Origin of the sequence: Nocardiopsis exhalans (genome assembly GCF_024134545.1) — a bacterium.
Taxonomy (GTDB): Bacteria; Actinomycetota; Actinomycetes; order Streptosporangiales; family Streptosporangiaceae; genus Nocardiopsis; species Nocardiopsis exhalans.
On record NZ_CP099837.1, the window covers coordinates 5,717,111 to 5,736,621 of the forward strand.

Sequence of the window (19,511 nt, forward strand, 5' to 3'; positions counted from 1 at the left end):
TGTCACTATGATCGTAGTAAAATTGCCGCGTACACACCCCACGCCGGCACCACGAACACCGGCACGACGAATACAGTGATCGGATGTCCCAGACCAAGGCCCGAGCCGTCGACGCGGCCATCGAACTGTTGGGGACCCGCGGCCTGCACGCGCTCACCCATGGCAAGGTCGACGCCGCGGCCGGACTGCCCAAGGGGTCCGCGTCCAACCATTTCCGCACCAGGGACGCCCTGGTACGAGGGGTCGTGGAGCGGTTGGAGGAGCTCGACCGCCAGGACTGGGCCCGGCTCTACGACGTCACCGTGGCCTCGGCCGACCACTTCGTGGACGCCGTGCTCGGGTTCGTCACCGCCATGACCACCACCGACCGGATCCGTACCGTCGCCCGCTACACCCTTGCCATGGAGGCGGCGCACAACCCCGAGGTACGCGCCTCACTCAACCGCGGCCACGACCGGATCCGCGAGTGGAGCGCCCAGCTCCTGGCCGACCTCGGCGCTCCCGATCCGGAGGCGGCCGCACGGACCCTGCTCGCCTACGTGGACGGGCTCATCATGCACGCGCTCACGCGGCCCGAGGTCGTCGAGCCGCGTGAGCAGTACGTTCGCGTCGTCCGGGCCTGTCTGGAGCCCTGAACCCGTAACGGGCCCGGGCGCATCCGCGGGCCCGGCCCTCAGCCCTTCACGGCTCCCGAGGTCAGCCCCGCCACGATCCTGCGCTGCAGTACCAGGGCGAAGACGATCAGCGGGACCGAGACCAGCACCGAGGCCGCCATGATCTGTCCGATCGGGTTCTCGTAGCCGACCCGTTCGAAGGTGCCGACGAACACCGGCACCGTCTGCACGTTGAGGTCGCGCGGGGCGAACGAGAAGGCCAGCAGGAACTCGTTGGTGGCGTAGACGAAGGTCAGGATGGCCGCGGCACCCACACCGGGCGCGGCCAGCGGCGCGACCACCTTCAGGAAGGCCTGGAAGGGAGTGGCCCCGTCCACCTTCGCCGACTCCTCGATCTCCTTCGGGATGCCCGCGAAGAACGTGGCGAGGATGAAGATCGACAGCGGCAGGGTCAGCGCCACGTAGGGGATGATCATGCCCGCGTAGGAGTTGAGCAGGTTGATCCCGGTCAGCTCGTTGAGCTGGAGGTACATCCGGTACAGCGGGTTGACCAGTGCCACCGGCGGAAACAGCGTCGCCACCAGGGTGGCGGCCAGCAGGGCGAACTTGCCCGCCAGCGGCAGCCGCGCGAGCGCGTACCCGGCCAGTGCGGCCACCGGGATGCAGATCAGGGTGGTCACCGACGCCACGATCAGCGAGTTGCGCAGCGCGAAGTGGAAGCCCTGGTTGACCACCTCCTCGTAGTTGCCGAAGCTGAACGGCCCCTGGAAGATGTTCGGGTCGGTCAGCGCGACCGACCCCGTGCGCAGGCTGGTCATGCCCATCCACAGGAACGGGAACAGGCACCATCCCAGGACCAGGAGCAGCCCCAGCAGCTTGAGCAGGTTCACCAGTGCGGGGGGCGTCTTGGGCCGCGGCCGGTACGCCCTCCGGACGGAGGCCCGGCTCTCCCGGGTGGTCATCGCTTCTCCTTCCGCGCCACGTCGCCGACCATGTGGCGGCCCATCCTGCTGATGAAGGCCAGGCCGACGAGCATGACGATGACGAACGTGACCGTGGACAGCGCGTTGGCGTAGCCCAGCTGCGGTTCGGCGACCAGGAACCGCTGCGCGTACACCGACAGTGTGGCCACCGAGTTCGAGTACCCGGCGAACACGTACGCGAAGTCGAACATGCGCAGCGCGTCCACCGTGCGGAACAGCAGCGCCACCACGATCGCCGGGCGCAGCAGCGGCAGGGTGATCAACCAGAACCGTTGGAGCGCGTTGGCTCCGTCGACCTTGGCCGCCTCGTAGTAGTCCTTCGGGATGGTCTGGAGTCCGGCCAGGAGCAGCAGGGCCACGAACGGCGCGGTCTTCCACACGTCGGCGCTGATGATGCCGACCATGGCCCATGCGGGGTCCCGCAGCCAGTTGATCTCCGTGCCCAGCACCGCGTTCACGAAGCCGGGGTTGTGGTCGAACATGTACCGCCACACCTGGGCGGCGACCGCGGTCGGGATCACCCACGGCACCAGGATGACCGCGCGGGTCAGCCCTCGGCCGACGAAGACCTGGTGCATGATCAGCGCGAACGCCATGCCGATCACGAACTCCAGGGACACCGACGCCACGGTGAAGACCAGCGTGTTCTTGGCGGCGTTCCAGAAGTTGGGGTCGGTCAGCGCCCGGACGTAGTTGTCGCCCCCGATGAACTCCTGTTGGAACCCTCGGATGTTGTACAGGCTCATCCCGACGGCGTAGAACACCGGGAAGAGCGCGATCAGCGCCATGAACCCGAGCGAGGGGGCGAGGAAGACCCGCCCCATCGCCCGTTCACCCAGACCCCGCTCGCGTGTGCTTACCCTGACCCGCTTGTCAGTGGTGCTCGGCTGGGCCATCGCGCTCCTAGTCCTGTTCGAGCGCGTCGCCCGCCGCGTTGTCCACGGCTTCCAGGGCGCTGTCGGCGTCCTGCTGCCCCAGGAACGCGGGGTGCAGGTTGTCCTGGATTACCAGGGACAGCGAGTTGTACCCGGGCACCGGCGGCCGCGCGTGGGCGTCGGCGAGGATCTCGCCGAGCAGCTCGAGGTTGGGGTCGTCGGCCTCGTCGTAGGCGCTGAGCATGGTCGGCGGCAGGCTGTGGCCGGCCAGGACGGCCTGGGCCTCGGGGTCGGTGGCGGCCCACAGCACGAACTCGCGCGCCAGGTCCTGGTTCTCGCTCAGGGTGCTGACGGCGTTGTTGAGCCCGCCCAGGGCGCTGGTGGTGCCCTCTCCGGTGAAGGTGGGCAGCGGGGCGACGGCGAAGTCGCCCGCGACCTCGCTGTCCTCGCCCTCCTCGCCTTCCAGGAGCGGAACGGCGTAGGGCCAGTTGCGCATGTAGACGGCCTCACCCGCCTGGAACAGGGCGCGGGCGTCGTCCTCGACCATGGAGTCGAAGCCCTCAGCGAAGAAGCCGCTCTCCTGGCCCTCGGTCATGAAGTCCAGTGCGGTCTGCGCGGCGTCGCCCTCCAGGAAGGTGGAGTTCTCCTGGGCGTCGTCGAAGAGCTCGCCCCCGGCGGACCAGAACATCTCCAGGTAGTTGACGACGAAGCCCTCGTACTGGTCGCCCTGGCCGACGTAGGCGGAGATGCCCTCCTCCTCGGCGGCGGCCGTGCCGGTCTCGTAGAGCTCGTCCCAGGTCGTGGGCGGCTCGTCGATGAGGTCGGTGCGGTAGTAGAGGAAGGCTCCGTTGGAGGAGTAGGGCAGGGCGTAGAGCTCCTGCTGCCACTGCGAGCTGTCGACGGCCCCCTCCAGGCTGACGCCCTCGATCTCCGGGCGCAGGTCCTCCAGGCTCTCGATGTAGCCGAAATCGGCGAACTCACCGGTCCAGATGACGTCGAGGCCCAGGACGTCGAACTCTCCTGCCTGGCTCTGCAGGTCCTGGAACATCGCCTGGCGCTGTTCGTCCGCGGTGGGCGCCAGGAAGAAGACCTCGACCTCCTGGTCCGGGTTGTTCTCGTTCCACAGGCGGGCGACGTCCTCGTGGATCTGGCGGTCGGCACCGGTGACCGCCCAGACGAACTGGGGGTCCTCGGCGAGCCCCGCGGGTTCGCCCTCGGCGTCGGGTTCCTCGCCCGGCGGTTCACCGCACGCGCTGGCCAAGGTCAGGACCAGGGCCGCGGCCGCCGCCCCACCCGCCCGCCATGAGTGCCTCCGGTGCCATGGAAGTTCTGGCATGACTCTCTCCCTTCGCGCTCTTCCAGGGGGTGGAGCGCGGCGTCGAGGTGTCTTGGGGCCTTCCCCAGGTCATCTGAAAACGATGCCATCGAAAGTGTGATGTAGTCAACACAAAACCTCGAACCAACTGCACCATGCAGGAAAAAGACGCCTCAAGCATGGGGAAAAATGCTGAGAACGTTGCCATGAACCAGGTCACACTCCTAACGTAGACAGCATGTCCATCCGTCCCCCGAGCATGCGCGACGTCGCCTCTCGCGCCGGGGTCTCCCTGTCCACCGTCTCCCGGGTCATGCGCGGCGCACCCGGGGTGGCTCCCCAGGTCCGCGAACGCGTGCGCAGCGCCGCGGACGAACTCTCCTACGTGGTCTCGCGCAACGCATCGGGTCTGGTCACCGGACGCACCGGCCGGGTCGCGGTCGTGGTGCCCTACCTCAAACCGTGGTTTTTCGGTTCCGTGCTCGCCGGGATCAGCGAAGTACTGCGCCAGGCGGACCTGGACATGCTCGTCTACCAGGTCGGAGACCTGCGCCCCCAGCCCGGCTGGACCCGGACCCTGCCACTGCGTCGCAACTGCGACGCGGTGATCACCGTCTCCATGGACCTGTCCGAGGAGGAGTGCCACCGCCTGGACGACGTGGGCGTACCCCTGGTCCTCACCGGGCAGCGCGTGCCCGGACGCGCCAGCGTGTTCATCGACGACCGGGCCGGTGCGGCCGGTGCCACCCGCCACCTGCTGAACCTCGGCCACACCCGGATCGCCTACATCGGCTCGCGGGGGGAGTCCTGGTACAGCCGGAGTTCGATGCAGAGGTTGCGGGGATACCAGGAGGCCATGGAGGGGGCGGAGCTCTCCCCGTGGAGCCTCATCAAGCCGCCCGGGCACGAGGGCGGCGAGCACGCCATGGGTGAGCTGCTCTCCGACCTGGACCCGCCCACCGCCGTGCTCGCCGAGTTCGACGACATCGCCATGGGCGCCCACCGGGCCCTGCGCCGCTCGGGCATCGGCGTACCCGAGGCGATCTCCCTGATGGGATTCGACAACCACGAGGGCGCCGCCATCCTCGACCTCACCACGGTCGACCAGTCCCCCACGGACATCGGCGCCACCGCCGGTCGACTCGCCATCGAGATCACCGACGGGACGAGGCCGCGCGACACCCACCTGGAGATGCCCACCCAGATCATCCCCCGTCAGTCCACCTCGGCCCCGAGAGGAACCCGAGGGTTTTCCTGACCCAACCGACGAAGGAGCGAACATGCGGCCGTGGTGGCGTGACGCCGTGCTCTACCAGGTCTATCCGCGAAGCCTCGCCGACGCCGACGGGGACGGGATCGGCGACATCGCGGGAATCACCTCCCGTCTGGACCACGTGGCCGCCCTGGGCGCGGACGGGATCTGGCTGTCGCCGTTCTACCCCTCCCCCTGGGCGGACGGCGGCTACGACGTGGCCGACTTCCGCGACGTCGACCCCTCGCTGGGCACACTCGCCGACTTCGACGCCATGGTCGGGGCAGCGCACGAGCGGAACCTGCGGGTGATGATCGACATCGTGCCCAACCACACCTCGGAGGCGCACCCCTGGTTCCGGGCCGCGCTGGCCTCGCCGGACGCCCCCGAGCGGGACCTGTACGTGTTCCGCCCGGGGCGCGGCCCCGGCGGCGCGGAACCGCCCACCAACTGGCGGTCCACCTTCGGCGGCCCGGCCTGGACCAGGGTCGCGGACGGCGCCTGGTACCTGCACGTGTTCGCCCCCGAGCAGCCCGACCTGAACTGGGACCACCCGCGCGTGCGCGAGGAGTTCCGCGACATCCTGCGGTTCTGGAGCGACCGGGGCGTGGACGGCTTCCGCATCGACGTGGCCTACGCCCTGGTCAAGGACCTGGACCCGCTGCGCGACCTGGTGCTGGTGGAGGGCGGCAGGTTCGAGGACATCGCGGCCAACCCGGACCACCCTTTCCTGGACCGGCCCGAGGTGCACGAGGTGTACCGGGACTGGAAGCGGGTGCTGTCCGCCTACGATCCGCCGCGCGCCACCGTGGCCGAGGTGTGGCTGCCCGGCGATCGGCGGATCCGCTACACGCGGCCGGACGAGCTCGACCAGGCGTTCAACTTCGAGTTCCTGACCGCGCCCTGGGACGCGGACGCCTACCGTCAGGTGATCGCTTCCTCGCTGGCCGACGCGGCGCAGGTGGGCACGGTCCCCACCTGGGTGGTGGGCAACCACGACGTGGTCCGCAAAGCCTCCCTGCTGGGGCTGCCCGAGGGCACCGATCCGCGCGCCTGGCTGCTGGCCGACGGCCGCGACCCCGAACCCGACGCCGCGCTGGGCCGCGCCCGGGCCCGTGCGCTCGCACTGCTGGAGCTGTCCCTGCCCGGTTCGGCCTACGTCTACCAGGGCGAGGAGCTGGGGCTGCCCGAGGTCGCGGCCCTGCCCGCCGAGGCGCTGGAGGACCCGCGCTGGCGGGGCAGCGGCCACACGGACAAGGGCCGGGACGGCTGCCGGGTGCCGCTCCCCTGGACCCGGGAGGGTAGTTCCTTCGGGTTCGGGTCCAACGGTTCGTGGCTGCCGCAACCGCCCTGGTGGGGCGAGTTCTCCGTCGAGGCCCAGGAGTCGGACCCGGGCTCGACGCTGCGGCTCTACCGCGAAGCCCTGCGGCTGCGCCGGGGCTTCGCGGCCGACGAGGTCCTGGTCTGGGACGACGCCCTGAACCGGGGCCCGGTGGTGGCCTTCCGACGGGGGGAGGTGCTGGTGGTGGTCAACACGGGCCCGGACCCGGTGCGCCTGCCCCGCAGCGAGGTCCTGCTGTCCAGTAGTGAGCTGGACGGGATGGTGCTCCCCGGGGACACCACCGCCTGGCTGCGCGTGACCTGACCTGGCCTGGCCTCCTGCCCGGGCCCCTGGAGGAAGACGGGGCCGCTCGGGGCCCGAAGGGGCCCAACAGCAACTACCAACTGCGCGGCCTTCGGCCGGAGCCTTCCCCAACCCTGCGCGCAATGCCTGGCCGTGTCGCGGCCGGTCATGCGTGCCAGCGAACACCACCAGCGGCCCGCCAGGCCCCCGGGCCCGATTTCGGCCCCTTTTCCGAAGATGATCTTGCTACCAGAAGCGAAATCAGCGCCGAACTTGCTTCTGGTAGCAAGATCACCGGGGATGAGAGGGTTTCGGAAGCAGCGGACACCCCGGCTTGCGCAGAGCCGACACCACAGCGCTGAACCGCACCCTCACCACCGCGTATCCGATGGCACGCATGACCGGCCGCGACACGTGACCCGATCCGCGCAGAGGTGAGGAACCCGCTTCCTTCGCTGCCGCTTTTCCGTCCGAGCGAATGACCGGCCGCGACACGTTCTTGACCCGCGCAGCGCAGACGGCAACCATCAAGCGGCGGGAAACGGGGGAACCCCAACCCGAACCGTCACACAACAACCCCCCAGACCAACAGCAAGCCCCCAGAGGACCGGCGACCCCGGGTCAGGACGGCACGGCTCAGGGCGGGGTCTCCCTCGTGTCCGAAGCCCCCTGTTCGGACAGGGCCGCGGCGCACCTCCCCATTTGGGCGCGGAAGGCGTCGGCGAGTTCGGGCGGCCCCTCGACCAGGGTGAAGTCGACGTTCACCGAGGTGATCATCCAGACCAGGTCGTACACGGTCTCCCCGCCCAGGTACAACAGGCAACTGTGGGCGTCGGCCGCCTCCAGAACCCCCATACCGGGCCAGATCCGGTGGGCGATCGCCTCAACGGGTTCGTGCAGCCGGACCACGGCCCGGTAGTCCCAGGCCCCTGAGGAGAGCTGGTGGGCGACGTACAGGGCCGCGTCGCCGTGCGGCGGCCGGCGGGGCTCGAACCGGGGACCGCTGGGGGTTCGCGGGGTGAGGCGGTCCACCCGGAAGGTGCGCCAGTCCGCGCGGTCGGCGTCGAAGGCGACCAGGTACCAGCGTCGGCCGAAGCTGACCAGGCTGTGCGGTTCGACGTCGCGGACCGAGTCGCCGCCGTGCGGGCTGGTGTAGTCGAAGCGCAGCCGCTCCCTGCGGCGGCAGGCCTGGGCGAGCGCCATCAGTACGTCGGCGGAGACCGTCGGGCCGGGTTCGGCCCCGGCCCGCACGGTGGCCCCGTGCAGGGTGTTCACCCGCTGCCGGAGCCGTGCGGGCAGGACCTGTTCGAGTTTGCCGAGCGCGCGCAGCGAGGACTCCTCGATACCGCTGACCGAACCGTCTGCGGCGGTGCGCAGCCCCACGACCACGGCCACCGCCTCCTCGTCGTCGAGCAGCAGGGGCGGCATGGCGGCGCCGCGGCCCAGCCGGTACCCGGGTGCGCCCTGGGTGGCGTGTACCGGATAGCCGAGTTCGCGCAGGCGGTCCACGTCCCGGCGCACGGTGCGGGTGGTGACATCGAGGCGCTGGGCCAGATCGGCTCCGGACCAGTCGCGGTGGGTCTGGAGCAGCGACAGCAGCGCGAGCAGTCGTGCGGAGGTCTCGGCCATGAATCCGATTCTGCCATCCGCTTAGGAAGGAACCTGTCCTAAGCGGTCCCTAGCGTGGAGGCCATGACGAACACACCGCAGACCAAGGCACAGCAGGCCGGCACTCGGCAGCACGGCGGGAGCATCCGCCCCTTCCGTGTCAGCGTCCCCGAGGAGCAGCTGGTGGACCTGCGGGCGCGGCTGGGCAACACGCGCTGGCCGGACGAGGTGCCGGGGGTGGGCTGGAGCCGGGGTGTGCCGGTCGGGTACCTGAAGGAGCTCGCCGAGTACTGGCGCACCTCCTACGACTGGCGGGCCCACGAGGCCGAACTCAACGCGTACCCGCAGTTCACCACCGAGATCGACGGGCAGAACGCGCACTTTCTACACGTGCGCTCGCCGGAGCCCGGGGCCACCCCGCTGATCCTGCTGCACGGTTGGCCGGGGGCGGTCACCGACTTCCTGGACGTGATCGGCCCGCTCACCGACCCCCGCTCGCACGGCGGCGACCCGGCGGACGCCTTCCACCTGGTCGTCCCGTCCCTGCCGGGGTACGGGTTCTCCACTCCCCTGGCCGGTCCGGGTATGGGCACGGAACGGATGGCCGGGGTGTTCGTGGAGCTGATGTCCCGGCTGGGCTACGAGCGCTTCGGCGTCCAGGGCTACGACACCGGTTCCTGGGTGGGACCGAAGATGGGCGAGCAGGCGGCCGGGAACGTGATCGGGATCCACCTCAACGCCATGGTCACCTTCCCCTACGGCGACGAGGAGGAGAAGGCCCTCGAGGGCGCGGACCGCCGCCGCTGGGAGTCCATGCGGGACTTCAACGACGGTTACCTCCAGTGCAACGGCAAGCGCCCGCAGACCGTCGCCTACGGGCTGACCGACTCGCCGGTGGGGCAGCTCGCCTGGATGGTGGAGAAGTTCAAGGAGCTCTCCATGCCGGAGGAGGGGCTGCCCGAGGACAGCCTGGACCGCGACCGGATGCTCACCTGCGTGTCGCTGTACTGGCTGACCGGCACCGCGGGATCGGCCGCGCAGATCTACTACGAGGACATGTCCGCGAACGGCTGGGGCGGCGCGGGCGAGGGCGGCGCGGCCCGGGGGGAGGATTCGGCTGACTCGGGTGCGGGGACCGGTACGTGGAGCGGGGGTTCGGGTGAGGACCCGGGCGGCTGGCCCTCCGAGCGCGGAACGGTGCCGACGGCGGTGCTGCTCTCCGCGCACGACGTGACCGTCCGCGCCTGGGCCGAACGGGACCACGACGTCGTGCGGTGGACCGAACTCGACGAGGGCGGCCACTTCCTGTCCATGGAGAAGCCGGAGCTGCTGGTCGAGGACGTCCGGGCGTTCTTCCGAAGCCTGCGCTGACCTTCCCCTTCCCTGACGGTGATCTTGCTACCAGGGGCAAGTTCGGCACTGATTTCGCTTCTGGTAGCAAGATCACCGGGGTTGAGCAGGCGGGCGCACTCCGGGAAACGACGAAACGACCCTGTGAGGAGGCCGGAGGCCACCGTGCAGAGTCGTTCCGGAGTGAAGTGGAGCTATGGGGATTCGAACCCCAGACCTCCTCCATGCCATGGAGGCGCGCTACCAACTGCGCCATAGCCCCGTATGGGAGTCGTTCGGGCCGAAGCCCTGCCGACTCCCTGAACCTTAGCGGATTATGCGCGGTTCGTCGAAACGGAATCAGGCGTCGTCGCTGAGGACGACCGGTTCGGGGAGGCTGGCGGCGTTGTGTTCCATGAGGCGCCAGGTCTGGCCGCGTGCCTGGAGTACCGACCAGCAGCAGTTGCTGAGCGGACCGAGGATCTCGCGGCGCTCGTCGGGGACGCCGAGCATGCGGGAGATTCCCACGCGCAGGGCGGCCCCGTGACTGACGATGACGAGGAGGCCGCCGGGCGGGGTCTTGGCCAGGCCCCGGTCGACCGCGGCGACCACGCGGTCCCCGACCTCGGAGATGTGCTCTCCGTCGGGGATGTGCATGCGCGGGTGCTCGGCGGGCCAGCGTTCGGCGAGTTCAGCGGCGGTGAGGCCCTCCCATGAGCCGCCGAAGCGTTCACGCAGACCCTTGTCGAACTCCACCGGGACCCCGGAGGAGCGTCCGAGGTACCCGGCGGTGTCGGCGGCGCGTTTGAGGTCGGACGCGATGACGGTGTCGGGCCTCAGGGTGGCGAGCAGCCGACCGGCCCGTTCGGCCTGGGCGTGGCCGACCGGGTCGAGGTCGATGTCGGTCTGTCCCTGGAAACGCTTCTCGACGTTCCAGGCCGTGCGTCCGTGCCGCCAGAACAGCACACGGGGGGCGTCACTCACGTGGCGTGTCTCTCTTGTTCTGCGACCGGAACGGCCGCGCGGAGGTTACTGCTCGTCCAGCGGGGTGCGCTCGGCACCTCGGGAGCCCTCGGGGAGTTCGATCTCCGGGCAGTCCTTCCAGAGGCGCTCGAGGCCGTAGTAGCCGCGCTCCTCCTCGTGCTGGATGTGGACGACGATGTCGGCGTAGTCCAGCAGGACCCAGCGGCCGTCGCGCTCGCCTTCGCGGCGGACGGGCTTGGCGCCGGACTGGATGCGCAGCTGGTCCTCGACCTCGTCGACGATGGCGCGGACCTGGCGGTCGTTGGGCGCCGAGCACAGCACGAAGGCCTCGGTGATGACGAGCTGGTCGCTGACGTCGTAGGCGATGATCTCCTGGGCGAGCTTGTCGGAGGCGGCCTCTGCGGCGACCTTCACGAGTTCCACGGCCCTGTCGGTGGCTGTCACGTTGTGCTTGCTGCCTTACTTGTCGGGTGTCGACCGGTGCGCTGCGGACCGGGGTCGGTTCGCGTGGCGCGGTTCAGGACTCCAGGTAGAGCCCGGTCTTGTTGATGTAGCGGACGATGCCGTCGGGTACGAGGTACCAGATGGGTTCGCCCTTGCGGACGCGTTCGCGGCACTCGGTGGAGGAGATGGCGAGCGCGGGGACCTCCACCAGGGAGACCTTGCCCTCGGGCAGGCCGGTGTCGCTGAGGTGGTGTCCGGGCCGGTTACAGCCTACGAAATGCGCGAGGTCGAAGAGTTCGTCGACGTTGTGCCAGCTCAAAATGGCGCCGAGCGCGTCGGCTCCGGTGATGAAGTAGAGCTCCACGTCGGGGCCGTAGACGCTGCGCATCTCGCGGAGGGTGTCGAGGGTGTAGGTGGGCCCCGAACGGTCGATCTCGACGCGGTCGACCCTGAACTGGGGGTTCTCGGCGGTCGCGATGACCGTCATGAGGTAGCGGTCCTCGGAGGGGGTGACCTTGGCCAGGTCCTTCTGCCAGGGCTGGCCGGTGGGGACGAACACGACTTCGTCGAGTCCGAAGAGGTGTGCGACCTCACTGGCGGCGACGAGGTGTCCGTGGTGGATGGGGTCGAAGGTGCCGCCCATGATGCCGACCTTGGTCGGCACGGAGCCGTCCCGTCGCGCGGGGGAGCTCCCTCCGTGGGAGACGCCGGTGGCCTGCTGTGTCACTGTGCGCTCCGTTTCGCAGTGGCGCTGCCGTGTTGCCGGTTTCGGCCAACCGAGGTTAGCCGACCTCGGGCGCCGTCGCCCGCTTCCGGGCCTGTTCCACCCTGGAACAGCTCAAACAAGCGCCGGGCCGGGCTGCTTCCCGGGAGGTTCGTGAAACACCCGCGAATCGCGTCATATCTCGTTTGGCCCAAACCGTGGCCAAGCGGCATCGTGCCGCATAGCATGCCGATATGGCCAACTCACCAGATCGCGTACGCGTCCGGCTCACAGACATCTCTCCTCGTGCCTACGAGCACCCCGCCGATCGCGGCGCCCTGGTCGCGCTGCGTTCGCTGACGGGCTTCGACACCCTCGTCAAGTCCCTGTTCGGGCGAATCAACGAGCGCTCGCTCCGCCTGATGTTCCTTTCCAGCGCCGTGCGGGTGAGCCCCACGCAGTTCCCGGAACTGCACGACTACCTCCGCGACGCCGCCTACGTCCTGGACCTGGACGAGGTTCCCGAGCTCTACGTCAAGATGGACCCCCAGCCCAACGCCATGGCGATCGGCCGCAAGAAGCCCTTCATCGTCATGACGACCGGCCTGTTCGACCTGTTCGACGCCGAGGAGAAGCGGTTCGTCATCGGCCACGAGGTCGGTCACGTGCTGAGCGGTCACTCCGTGTACCGCACCATCCTCCTTCTGCTGGTCTGGCTGTCCACCAAGATCATGTGGATCCCGCTGGGCGCCATCGCCATCCAGGCGATCCTGGCCGGGCTGCGTGAGTGGCAGCGCAAGTCCGAGCTCTCCAGCGACCGCGCCGGCCTGCTGACCTGCCAGAACCCCGAAGCCGCCAAGCGCGCTCTGATGAAGCTGGCCGGTGGCTCGAACCTGTCCCAGATGAACCCCGACGCGTTCATGGAGCAGGCCCGCGAGTACGAGGGCGGCGGTGACGCCGTGGACAGCGTCCTCAAGCTGATGACCACCATCCCGCAGAGCCACCCGTTCGCGGTGGTCCGGGTGGCCGAGCTGCACCGGTGGATCGAGAGCGGCGAGTACCAGCGGATCGTCGACGGCGAGTACCCACGCCGGTCCACCGACCGTGAGGCCAGTGTGTCGGAGGAGGCGACCAACGCGGCCAACTCCTACCGGGAGGGCTGGAACCGTTCCTCGGACCCTCTGGTCAAGACCATCCGGGACGTGGCGGGTGGCGCTGGGCGCGCCGGGGGCCAGTTCTTCGACACGGTGGCCGACCGCTGGCGGGGCGGCCAGGGCGGCTCCGGAAGCGACCAGGGCAGCCAGAGCGGCGAGAGCGGCAGCGACAACACCAACGGCAACAGCAACAGCAACTAGCGTTCAGGCGGACCCGCACGGGGGCGGCGCCTGGCTCTTCCAGGCACCGCCCCTGTGGCGTTCGCGGGGACGGGCGTGTACCCGGGGGCTCAGGGATGTGTTCGGAGCACAGGGTTCGGAACGGCACAGGGTTGGGAACGGCACAGGGTTGGGAACGGCACGCCCTTGTGCCGCGCGCGGTTCCCAGACCGTTCCGGGGTCATCCCCAGCCGGTCGCCAGCGTGTCCCGCACCGCCTGCCAGGCGGCGTGCGCGGGGTCGATGACGGCGAAGTGGTCGGCGCCGGGGACCTCCCGGTAGTCGACGGGGTCCCCCGCCGCCCGGGCCGCTTCCGCGTAGTCGCGGCTGTGCTCGACCGGGACGCGCTGGTCCTGGTCGCCGTGGACCAGTAGCTGGGGAACGCCGAACGGAAGCCGGTGCACGGGGGAGGACTCGGCGTAGAGCTCCGGAGCGGGGACGGGGCCGAGGAAGGGTTCGACCGCCCCCTCCCCCAGTCCGGCTTCGGCACAGCGGCGCAGGTCGGTGATGGGGGCGAGCGGGACCACGGAGGTCACCAAGGAGTCGGCGGCGGTCATCAGGGCGAGGTGGCCCCCGGCGGAGTGGCCGAGGGAGACCACGCGGGAGGTGTCCAGGCGTTCGTCGCTCTCGGCGGTGGCGGCGAGCAGGTCCAGGGCGCGGGCGACGTCGTCACGGGTCCGCGGCCAGCCGCCGCCGTCGGTGCCGGTGCGCCGGTACTCGATGTTCCACACCGCCCATCCGCCGGCGGCCAGGTCCCGGGCGAGGGGGTCCATCAGGTGGGCGTCGTGCAGGTCGCGCCACCAGCCGCCGTGCAGCAGGACCGCCACGGGGGCCGGAGCGTCCGTTCCTTCGGGATCCCAGCGGTGGATGATCTGGCTGGGGTGCTCACCGTAGGTCGTGGTCACCGTGGGTCTCCCTGGGTCGTGGCCGGGCGGAGAGCGCTCTCCGAGGGTGCGGAGCCGTGCTCGGGCTGGTCGGGGCGCCAGCGGCGGTGGCGGGTGCCCTGTGTCCCGGTGGAACGTAGCAGGTCGAGGCGGGGGCGCGGCCCGTCGGTCCGGCCTGTGGGGGGTTTGCGGCTGCCCGCGCGGAAGGGGGCGGGCCAGGTGGCTCCGGGACCCGAGTAGTCCTGCTCGGCGGCGGCGTGCAGGGTCCACTGCGGGTCGTACAGGTGCGGGCGGGCCAGGGCGCACAGGTCGGCGCGCCCGGCCAGGACCGTGGAGTTGACGTCGTCGTGGGAGGAGATGGCGCCGACCGCGATGACCGGCACTCCGAGGTCGCGGCGGATGCGTTCGGCGTAGGGCACCTGGTAGCTGCGGCCGTAGGCGGGCCGTTCGTCCGGGGTGACCTGGCCGGTGGAGACGTCGATCGCGTCGGCCCCGGCGGCGACGAGGGCGCGGGCGATCTCCACGGCGTCGTCGTCGGTGGTGCCGTCCTCGACCCAGTCGGTGGCGGAGATCCGGACGGTGAGGGCCTTGTGGTCGGGCCAGGCTTCGCGGACGGCGGCCAGGACCTCCAGGGGGTAGCGCAGGCGTCCGGCGAGGTCGCCGCCGTAACGGTCGGTGCGGTGGTTGGTGACCGGTGAGAGGAAGGAGGAGAGCAGGTAGCCGTGGGCGCAGTGCAGTTCGAGGAGGTCGAATCCGGCGCGGTCGGCGGAGCGGGCGGCGGCGGTGAAGTCGTCCCGGATGGCCGCCATGGCGGCGTGGTCGAGTTCCCTGGGTGTCTGGTTGACGCCCTCCCGGTAGGGCAGCGGGGAGGGAGCCACCAGGGGCCAGTTGCCGTCGGGCAGGGGCTGGTCGATGCCCTCCCACATGAGGCGGGTGGATCCCTTGCGTCCGGCGTGGCCGAGCTGTACCCCGATCTTCGCCCGGCTGTTGGCGTGCACGAACTCGGTGACGCGGCGCCAGGCGGCCTCGTGTTCGGGGGTGTACAGACCGGTGCAGCCGGGGGTGATGCGGGCTTCGGCGGACACGCACACCATCTCGGTCATGACCAGTCCGGCCCCGCCCAGGGCCTTGCCGCCCAGGTGGACGAGGTGGAAGTCGCCCGCCAGGCCGTCGGTGGCGGAGTACATGTCCATGGCCGAGACCACGACCCGGTTGTCCAGCTGCACGGGCCCCAGGTTGAAGGGGTGGAACATGGGCGGACGCGGTTCGGCTGCCGCCGAGCCCGCAGTTTCCGTCGAGCCCTCGTCGTCGACGGCGGCCGGGCTGGCCGAAGCGGCGGAACCGGTGGCCGCGGGACGCCCGGCGGCGGATCCGGCCTGTTCGGCCTCGACCTGACCAGTGAACCACGCGTCCACACACGCGACGAACTCGGGGTCGCGCAGGCGAAGGTTGTCGTAGGTGACCCGGCGGCTGCGGGTGAGCAGGTCGAAGGCGAACTGGGCCGGTGCGGCGTCCACGTGGCGGGCGATGTCCTCGAACCACTCCAGGCTGGCCCGGGCCGCGCGCTGGGTGCTGGCCACGACGGGACGGCGTTCCTCCTCGTAGGCGGTGAGGGCGGCCTCGGTGGTGGGCTGTTCGCGCAGGCAGGCGGCGAGGGCGAGGGCGTCCTCCATGGCCAGTTTGGTGCCCGAGCCGATGGAGAAGTGGGCGGTGTGGGCGGCGTCGCCGAGCAGGACCACGTTGCCGCGCCGCCAGGTGCGGTTGCGGACGGTGGTGAAGCGCTGCCAGCGGGAGTTGTTGGGCAGCAGGCGGTGGCCGCGCAGGACGTCGGCGAAGAGCTGCTCGCAGCGCGCTATCGCGTCGAGGGCGCTCTCCCCGGGGGCGAGGTCCTGGTCGACGAACCCGGCGGCGTGCCACACGTCCTCGGCCATCTCCACGATGAACGTGCTGGCGTCGGTGGCGTAGGGGTAGCAGTGCAGCTGCATGACCCCGTGCGGGGTCTCCAGGACGTGGAAGTTGAAGGCGTCGAAGACCAGGTCGGTACCGAGCCACATGAAGCGGTTGCGGTGGGCTTGGAGTTCGGTGCCGAAGTCCGCGGCGTGGGTGGTCCTGGTGATGCTGTTGACCCCGTCGGCGGCGACGACGAGGTCGTGGGTGGCGGCCAGCTCCGCGGCGGGTGGCGCCTCGGTACGGCTGAGCACCCGGACCCCCAGCCCGGCGCAGCGGGCGCGCAGGATCTGGAGGAGCCGGCGGCGGCCGATGGCGGCGAAGCCGTGCCCTCCGGAGGTGGTGACGGTGCCCCTGTGGTGGATGTCGATGTCGTCCCAGCGGGCGAACTCGGCGGCCATGGCCCGGTACACGGCGGGATCGGCGTGTTCGATGCCGCCGAGGGTCTCGTCGGAGAGCACCACGCCGAACCCGAAGGTGTCGTCGGGGGCGTTGCGTTCGTAGACGGTGATGTCGTGGGTGTGGTCCAGCTGGCGGGCCAGGGCCGCGAAGTAGAGTCCCGCGGGCCCCGCCCCGATACACGCGATGCGCATCGTGCCGCCTTCCTGTTCGCTGACGCCGGTTCCGTCGGCGCCGTCCGCGTTGGTGCCGGTTCCGCTGGCGTCCGTGCCGTGGGCTGCTCTCGGCTCAGGTGCTCTCCCGGAGTCTGAAGCGCTGGAGTTTGCCGGTGGCGGTGCGCGGCAGGGACGGCAGGAAGACCACCGAGCGCGGGGTCTTGTAGGGGGCGATGCGCGAGCGGACGTGGTCCTTGAGCCGGTCGGCCAGAGCGGTGTCCGCGGTGAGCCCCCGGCGCGGCACCACGTAGGCGCGCACGACCAGGCCACGGTCCGGGTCCTGCGCTGCGACCACCGCGGCCTCCTCCACGTCGGGTGAGGTGAGCAGGGCCTCCTCCACTTCGGCGGGGGCGATGTTGTATCCGGCGGAGACGATCATGTCGTCGCTGCGCGCCCGGTACCAGAAGTAGCCGTCCTCGTCGCGTACGTAGGTGTCACCGGTGTGGTTCCAGCCGTGGCGGACGTACTCGCGCTGGCGTTCGTCGGACAGGTAGCGGCAGCCGACCGGACCGCGCACCGCGAGGTGGCCGGGTTCACCGTCGGGGACGGGTTCGCCCTCGTCGTCCAGGATCACCGCCTCGAACCCGGGCACGGGGCGTCCGGTGGAGCCGGGGCGCATGTGCTCGTCGCTGGCGGAGACGAAGATGTGCAGCATCTCGGTGGCGCCGATGCCGTCGAGCAGGCGCACGCCGGTGGCGTCGTACCAGGCCTGCCAGGTGGCGGCGGGCAGGTGTTCCCCGGCGGAGACGCAGCGGCGCAGGGAGGACAGGTCGCGCCCCTCGAGCTGGGTGAGCATGCTGCGGTAGGCGGTGGGTGCGGTGAACACGACGGAGGCGCCGTGCTCGGAGACGGCGTCCAGGATCGCCTCGGGGCGCGGGCGTTCGAGGAGGACCGTGGCGGCTCCGGCGCGCATCGGGAAGATCAGGAGCCCGCCGAGGCCGAAGGTGAAGGCGAAGGGCGGGCTGCCGACGAAGAGGTCGTCCGGGGTCGGCTTGAGGACCTGGGCGGAGTAGGTGTCGGCGATGGCCAGGACGTCGCGGTGGAAGTGCACGCAGCCCTTGGGTGCGCCGGTGGTGCCGGAGGTGTAGGCGATCATGCAGGCGTCGTCGGCCGCGGTGGGCACCGCGGTGAAGTCGGGCGGGTGGGCGTCGACCCGCGCGGTGAGGTCGCTGTCGGCCCCGCCCCCGTAGACCAGGACGCTCGGGGCCCGGTCCCCGAGCTGGTCCGCGGCGGCGGTGAGGTCGTCGAGGAAGCGGGCGTCGCAGAGCGCGTGGGTGACCCGGGCGGAGCGGACGATGGTGGAGAGCTCCCCGGCGCGCAGGACCGGCAGGACGGTGACGACCACTCCCCCGGCTTTGATGACGGCGAGCCAGCAGGCGGCCAGCCAGGGCGAGTTGGGCCCGCGCAGCAGCACCCTCTCCCCCGGCCGCAAGCCGCACTCGTCCACCAGGACGCGGGCGATCCGGTCCACCCTGTCCCGGAGCCGGCCGTAGGTGAGGGTCTCGTGCTCGCCGACCACGCAGCGGCGGTCCGCGCCGCAGCGGGCGATGGTGCCGTCGAGCAGTTCCTTGGCGCAGTTGAGCCGGTCCGGGTGGTCCAGCGGCCGGATCAGCGGCCATTCCTCGGCCGGGGGCAGGTGCTCCCGGGTGAAGGTGTCCTCGTGGGCCGTGGGTGAGAGTGGCACGGCCGGGAGGGCGTGCTCCGGAAGCGACGGCCGGTCAGCCGGGTTCGGGTTCCGGTTCGGGTCGGGGTTCGACATGCTGGACCTCCGGTGGGCGGGGTTCTACAGCCGGGTCTGTGGCGTTACATGTGGCGGGCGATGATCTGACGCTGAACCTCCGAGGCGCCTTCGTAGATACGCGGGGCGCGCACCTCGCGGTAGAGGTGTTCGAGCAGATGGCCCCGGTGCAGGGCGCGGGCGCCGTGCAGCTGTACCGCGGCGTCCACCACGTACTGGGCGGTCTCGGTGGCGAAGAGCTTGGCCATGGCGGCCTTGAGGGTGACGTCGGGACCACCGGAGTCGTACTCCTGCGCCGCCGCGTAGACGAGCAGCCGGGCGGCCTCGGTGCGGGTGGCCATCTCGGCCAGGGTGTGGGCGACCGTCTGGAGGCGGCGCAGCGGGCCGCCGAAGGCGCTGCGGTGGTCGGTGTGCTCCTTGGCCGCGGCCAGCGCGGCGTCGGCCATCCCCACCGCGAAGGCGCCGACGCTGGGGCGGAACAGGTCCAGGGTGCGCATGGCGACCGTGAACCCCTGGTCGGGGATGCCGACGACGTCCTGCGGGCCGACCTCGACCCCGTCGAAGACCAGGTGGCCCAGGGCGTGCGGGGAGAGCATCTCCAGGGGGCTGCCGGAGAGTCCGGGGCGGTCGCCGGGGACGCAGAAGGCGGTCACGCCGCGGGAGCGCGTCCCGGGGGTGGTGCGGGCGAACACGGTGTAGAAGTCGGCGTCGGGGGCGTTGGAGATCCAGGTCTTCTCGCCGTGCAGGCGCCAGCCGTCACCGAAGGGTTCGGCGCGCAGTGCCAGGGCCGCGGCGTCCGAGCCCGCGTCGGGTTCGGTGAGGGCGAAGGCGGCCACGGCCCGGCCGGCGGCGGCTTCGGGGACCCAGCGTCGGCGTTGGCATTCGGTTCCGGACTGCAGGAGCGGGTAGGTGCCCAGCCCTTGGAGGGCGAGAGCGGTCTCGGCGTGGGTGTCGGTGCGGGCCAGGTGCTCGCGCAGCAGGCACAGGCGGGTGGCGGGCGCCTCACGTAGGGGGCCGTCGTCCGCGGTACCGGGGAAGAGCGCCGGGAGAAGACCCACGTCGCCGAGGCGGAGCAGCAGGGCGCGGTCCACCCGGCCGGGTTCGGCCGCCGGGGCGGTGTCCGTTCCGGGCGGCGCGGCGGTGATTTCGGCGGCGCACGCCCGGACCCAGCGCGCGAACTCGTGATCGGTGTCGTTCCGGGGGATCCCCATGGGTGACCTCGACT

The 19,511-nt window shown here is 70.7% G+C and carries 16 protein-coding genes and 1 tRNA gene; 5 read left to right on the forward strand and 12 right to left on the reverse strand.

Features of this window, described 5'->3' with window-relative positions; all coding sequences use genetic code 11:
• Window positions 1-83 precede the first annotated feature (83 nt).
• On the forward strand, window positions 84-635 hold the full coding sequence (locus NE857_RS25275) for a TetR/AcrR family transcriptional regulator (protein WP_254417962.1): 552 nt from the start codon (window positions 84-86) through the stop codon (window positions 633-635).
• Window positions 636-673: 38 nt separating this feature from the next.
• Here the strand turns inward: NE857_RS25275 and NE857_RS25280 are convergent, their stop codons facing one another.
• From NE857_RS25280 to NE857_RS25290, 3 genes are all read right to left on the reverse strand, one after another.
• Entirely contained in the window at window positions 674-1,576 is a 903-nt protein-coding gene (locus NE857_RS25280) for a carbohydrate ABC transporter permease (protein WP_254417963.1), read from the reverse strand.
• Complete coding sequence (locus NE857_RS25285; RefSeq protein ID WP_254422090.1) at window positions 1,573-2,421, reverse strand: carbohydrate ABC transporter permease; 849 nt, start codon at window positions 2,419-2,421, stop codon at window positions 1,573-1,575. Before NE857_RS25285 ends, NE857_RS25280 begins: the two co-directional genes overlap by 4 nt.
• Window positions 2,422-2,500: 79 nt before the next feature.
• The gene (locus tag NE857_RS25290) at window positions 2,501-3,808 is read right to left on the reverse strand and encodes an ABC transporter substrate-binding protein (protein ID WP_254417964.1); all 1,308 of its coding nucleotides are present in this window, start codon (window positions 3,806-3,808) and stop codon (window positions 2,501-2,503) included.
• Between the two features lie 217 nt (window positions 3,809-4,025).
• Between NE857_RS25290 and NE857_RS25295 the strand changes: the two genes are divergently transcribed.
• Window positions 4,026-5,045 carry a LacI family DNA-binding transcriptional regulator gene (locus NE857_RS25295; RefSeq protein ID WP_254417965.1) on the forward strand — a complete coding sequence of 340 codons (1,020 nt, stop codon included), beginning with the start codon at window positions 4,026-4,028 and terminating at the stop codon, window positions 5,043-5,045.
• A 22-nt stretch (window positions 5,046-5,067) separates the two neighbouring features.
• Window positions 5,068-6,684, forward strand: coding sequence for a glycoside hydrolase family 13 protein (locus NE857_RS25300; protein ID WP_254417966.1), 1,617 nt, complete (start codon window positions 5,068-5,070; stop codon window positions 6,682-6,684).
• 615 nt (window positions 6,685-7,299) lie between these two features.
• Here the strand turns inward: NE857_RS25300 and NE857_RS25305 are convergent.
• Window positions 7,300-8,292 carry a helix-turn-helix transcriptional regulator gene (locus tag NE857_RS25305; protein WP_254417967.1) on the reverse strand — a complete coding sequence of 331 codons (993 nt, stop codon included), beginning with the start codon at window positions 8,290-8,292 and terminating at the stop codon, window positions 7,300-7,302.
• A 63-nt stretch (window positions 8,293-8,355) separates the two neighbouring features.
• Between NE857_RS25305 and NE857_RS25310 the strand changes: the two genes are divergently transcribed.
• A complete protein-coding gene (locus NE857_RS25310) occupies window positions 8,356-9,642 on the forward strand; it encodes an epoxide hydrolase family protein (protein ID WP_254417968.1) in 1,287 nt (428 codons plus the stop codon).
• A gap of 168 nt (window positions 9,643-9,810) precedes the next feature.
• Here the strand turns inward: NE857_RS25310 and NE857_RS25315 are convergent.
• From NE857_RS25315 to nadD, 4 genes are all read right to left on the reverse strand, one after another.
• Window positions 9,811-9,883 (reverse strand) — tRNA-Ala (locus tag NE857_RS25315).
• A 77-nt stretch (window positions 9,884-9,960) separates the two neighbouring features.
• Window positions 9,961-10,584, reverse strand: coding sequence for a histidine phosphatase family protein (locus NE857_RS25320; RefSeq protein WP_254417969.1), 624 nt, complete (start codon window positions 10,582-10,584; stop codon window positions 9,961-9,963).
• 45 nt (window positions 10,585-10,629) lie between these two features.
• Complete coding sequence (gene rsfS, locus NE857_RS25325; RefSeq protein ID WP_017584568.1) at window positions 10,630-11,028, reverse strand: ribosome silencing factor; 399 nt, start codon at window positions 11,026-11,028, stop codon at window positions 10,630-10,632.
• Between the two features lie 73 nt (window positions 11,029-11,101).
• Window positions 11,102-11,755: a nicotinate-nucleotide adenylyltransferase gene (gene nadD / locus NE857_RS25330; RefSeq protein ID WP_301184254.1), complete on the reverse strand. Its 654-nt coding sequence runs from the start codon at window positions 11,753-11,755 to the stop codon at window positions 11,102-11,104.
• A gap of 230 nt (window positions 11,756-11,985) precedes the next feature.
• On the opposite strand from nadD, the gene NE857_RS25335 reads away from it, so the two are divergent.
• Window positions 11,986-13,086 carry a M48 family metallopeptidase gene (locus NE857_RS25335; protein ID WP_254417970.1) on the forward strand — a complete coding sequence of 367 codons (1,101 nt, stop codon included), beginning with the start codon at window positions 11,986-11,988 and terminating at the stop codon, window positions 13,084-13,086.
• Window positions 13,087-13,285: 199 nt separating this feature from the next.
• Here NE857_RS25335 and NE857_RS25340 read toward each other — a convergent pair whose 3' ends face one another.
• The 4 genes from NE857_RS25340 to NE857_RS25355 all read right to left on the reverse strand — a co-directional run bounded on the left by NE857_RS25340 (window position 13,286) and on the right by NE857_RS25355 (window position 19,497).
• The gene (locus tag NE857_RS25340) at window positions 13,286-14,008 is read right to left on the reverse strand and encodes an alpha/beta hydrolase family protein (RefSeq protein ID WP_254417971.1); all 723 of its coding nucleotides are present in this window, start codon (window positions 14,006-14,008) and stop codon (window positions 13,286-13,288) included.
• Window positions 14,005-16,527, reverse strand: coding sequence for a bifunctional salicylyl-CoA 5-hydroxylase/oxidoreductase (locus NE857_RS25345; protein ID WP_254417972.1), 2,523 nt, complete (start codon window positions 16,525-16,527; stop codon window positions 14,005-14,007). Before NE857_RS25345 ends, NE857_RS25340 begins: the two co-directional genes overlap by 4 nt.
• A 94-nt stretch (window positions 16,528-16,621) precedes the next feature.
• Window positions 16,622-18,307 carry a benzoate-CoA ligase family protein gene (locus NE857_RS25350; protein WP_254417973.1) on the reverse strand — a complete coding sequence of 562 codons (1,686 nt, stop codon included), beginning with the start codon at window positions 18,305-18,307 and terminating at the stop codon, window positions 16,622-16,624.
• 44 nt (window positions 18,308-18,351) lie between these two features.
• Window positions 18,352-19,497, reverse strand: coding sequence for an acyl-CoA dehydrogenase family protein (locus NE857_RS25355; RefSeq protein WP_254417974.1), 1,146 nt, complete (start codon window positions 19,495-19,497; stop codon window positions 18,352-18,354).
• Window positions 19,498-19,511: the final 14 nt, after the last annotated feature.

Bases quoted from the DNA above. Each gene is read 5' to 3' on its own strand.
- NE857_RS25335 (WP_254417970.1), top strand. From the start codon at position 11,986: ATGGCCAACTCACCAGATCGCGTACGCGTCCGGCTCACAGACATCTCT.
- NE857_RS25280 (WP_254417963.1), bottom strand. From the start codon at position 1,576: ATGACCACCCGGGAGAGCCGGGCCTCCGTCCGGAGGGCGTACCGGCCG.
- NE857_RS25285 (WP_254422090.1), bottom strand. From the start codon at position 2,421: ATGGGGCGGGTCTTCCTCGCCCCCTCGCTCGGGTTCATGGCGCTGATC.
- NE857_RS25355 (WP_254417974.1), bottom strand. From the start codon at position 19,497: ATGGGGATCCCCCGGAACGACACCGATCACGAGTTCGCGCGCTGGGTC.
- NE857_RS25295 (WP_254417965.1), top strand. From the start codon at position 4,026: ATGTCCATCCGTCCCCCGAGCATGCGCGACGTCGCCTCTCGCGCCGGG.
- NE857_RS25305 (WP_254417967.1), bottom strand. From the start codon at position 8,292: ATGGCCGAGACCTCCGCACGACTGCTCGCGCTGCTGTCGCTGCTCCAG.
- NE857_RS25290 (WP_254417964.1), bottom strand. From the start codon at position 3,808: ATGCCAGAACTTCCATGGCACCGGAGGCACTCATGGCGGGCGGGTGGG.
- NE857_RS25310 (WP_254417968.1), top strand. From the start codon at position 8,356: ATGACGAACACACCGCAGACCAAGGCACAGCAGGCCGGCACTCGGCAG.
- NE857_RS25275 (WP_254417962.1), top strand. From the start codon at position 84: ATGTCCCAGACCAAGGCCCGAGCCGTCGACGCGGCCATCGAACTGTTG.
- NE857_RS25345 (WP_254417972.1), bottom strand. From the start codon at position 16,527: ATGCGCATCGCGTGTATCGGGGCGGGGCCCGCGGGACTCTACTTCGCG.
- NE857_RS25350 (WP_254417973.1), bottom strand. From the start codon at position 18,307: ATGTCGAACCCCGACCCGAACCGGAACCCGAACCCGGCTGACCGGCCG.
- NE857_RS25300 (WP_254417966.1), top strand. From the start codon at position 5,068: ATGCGGCCGTGGTGGCGTGACGCCGTGCTCTACCAGGTCTATCCGCGA.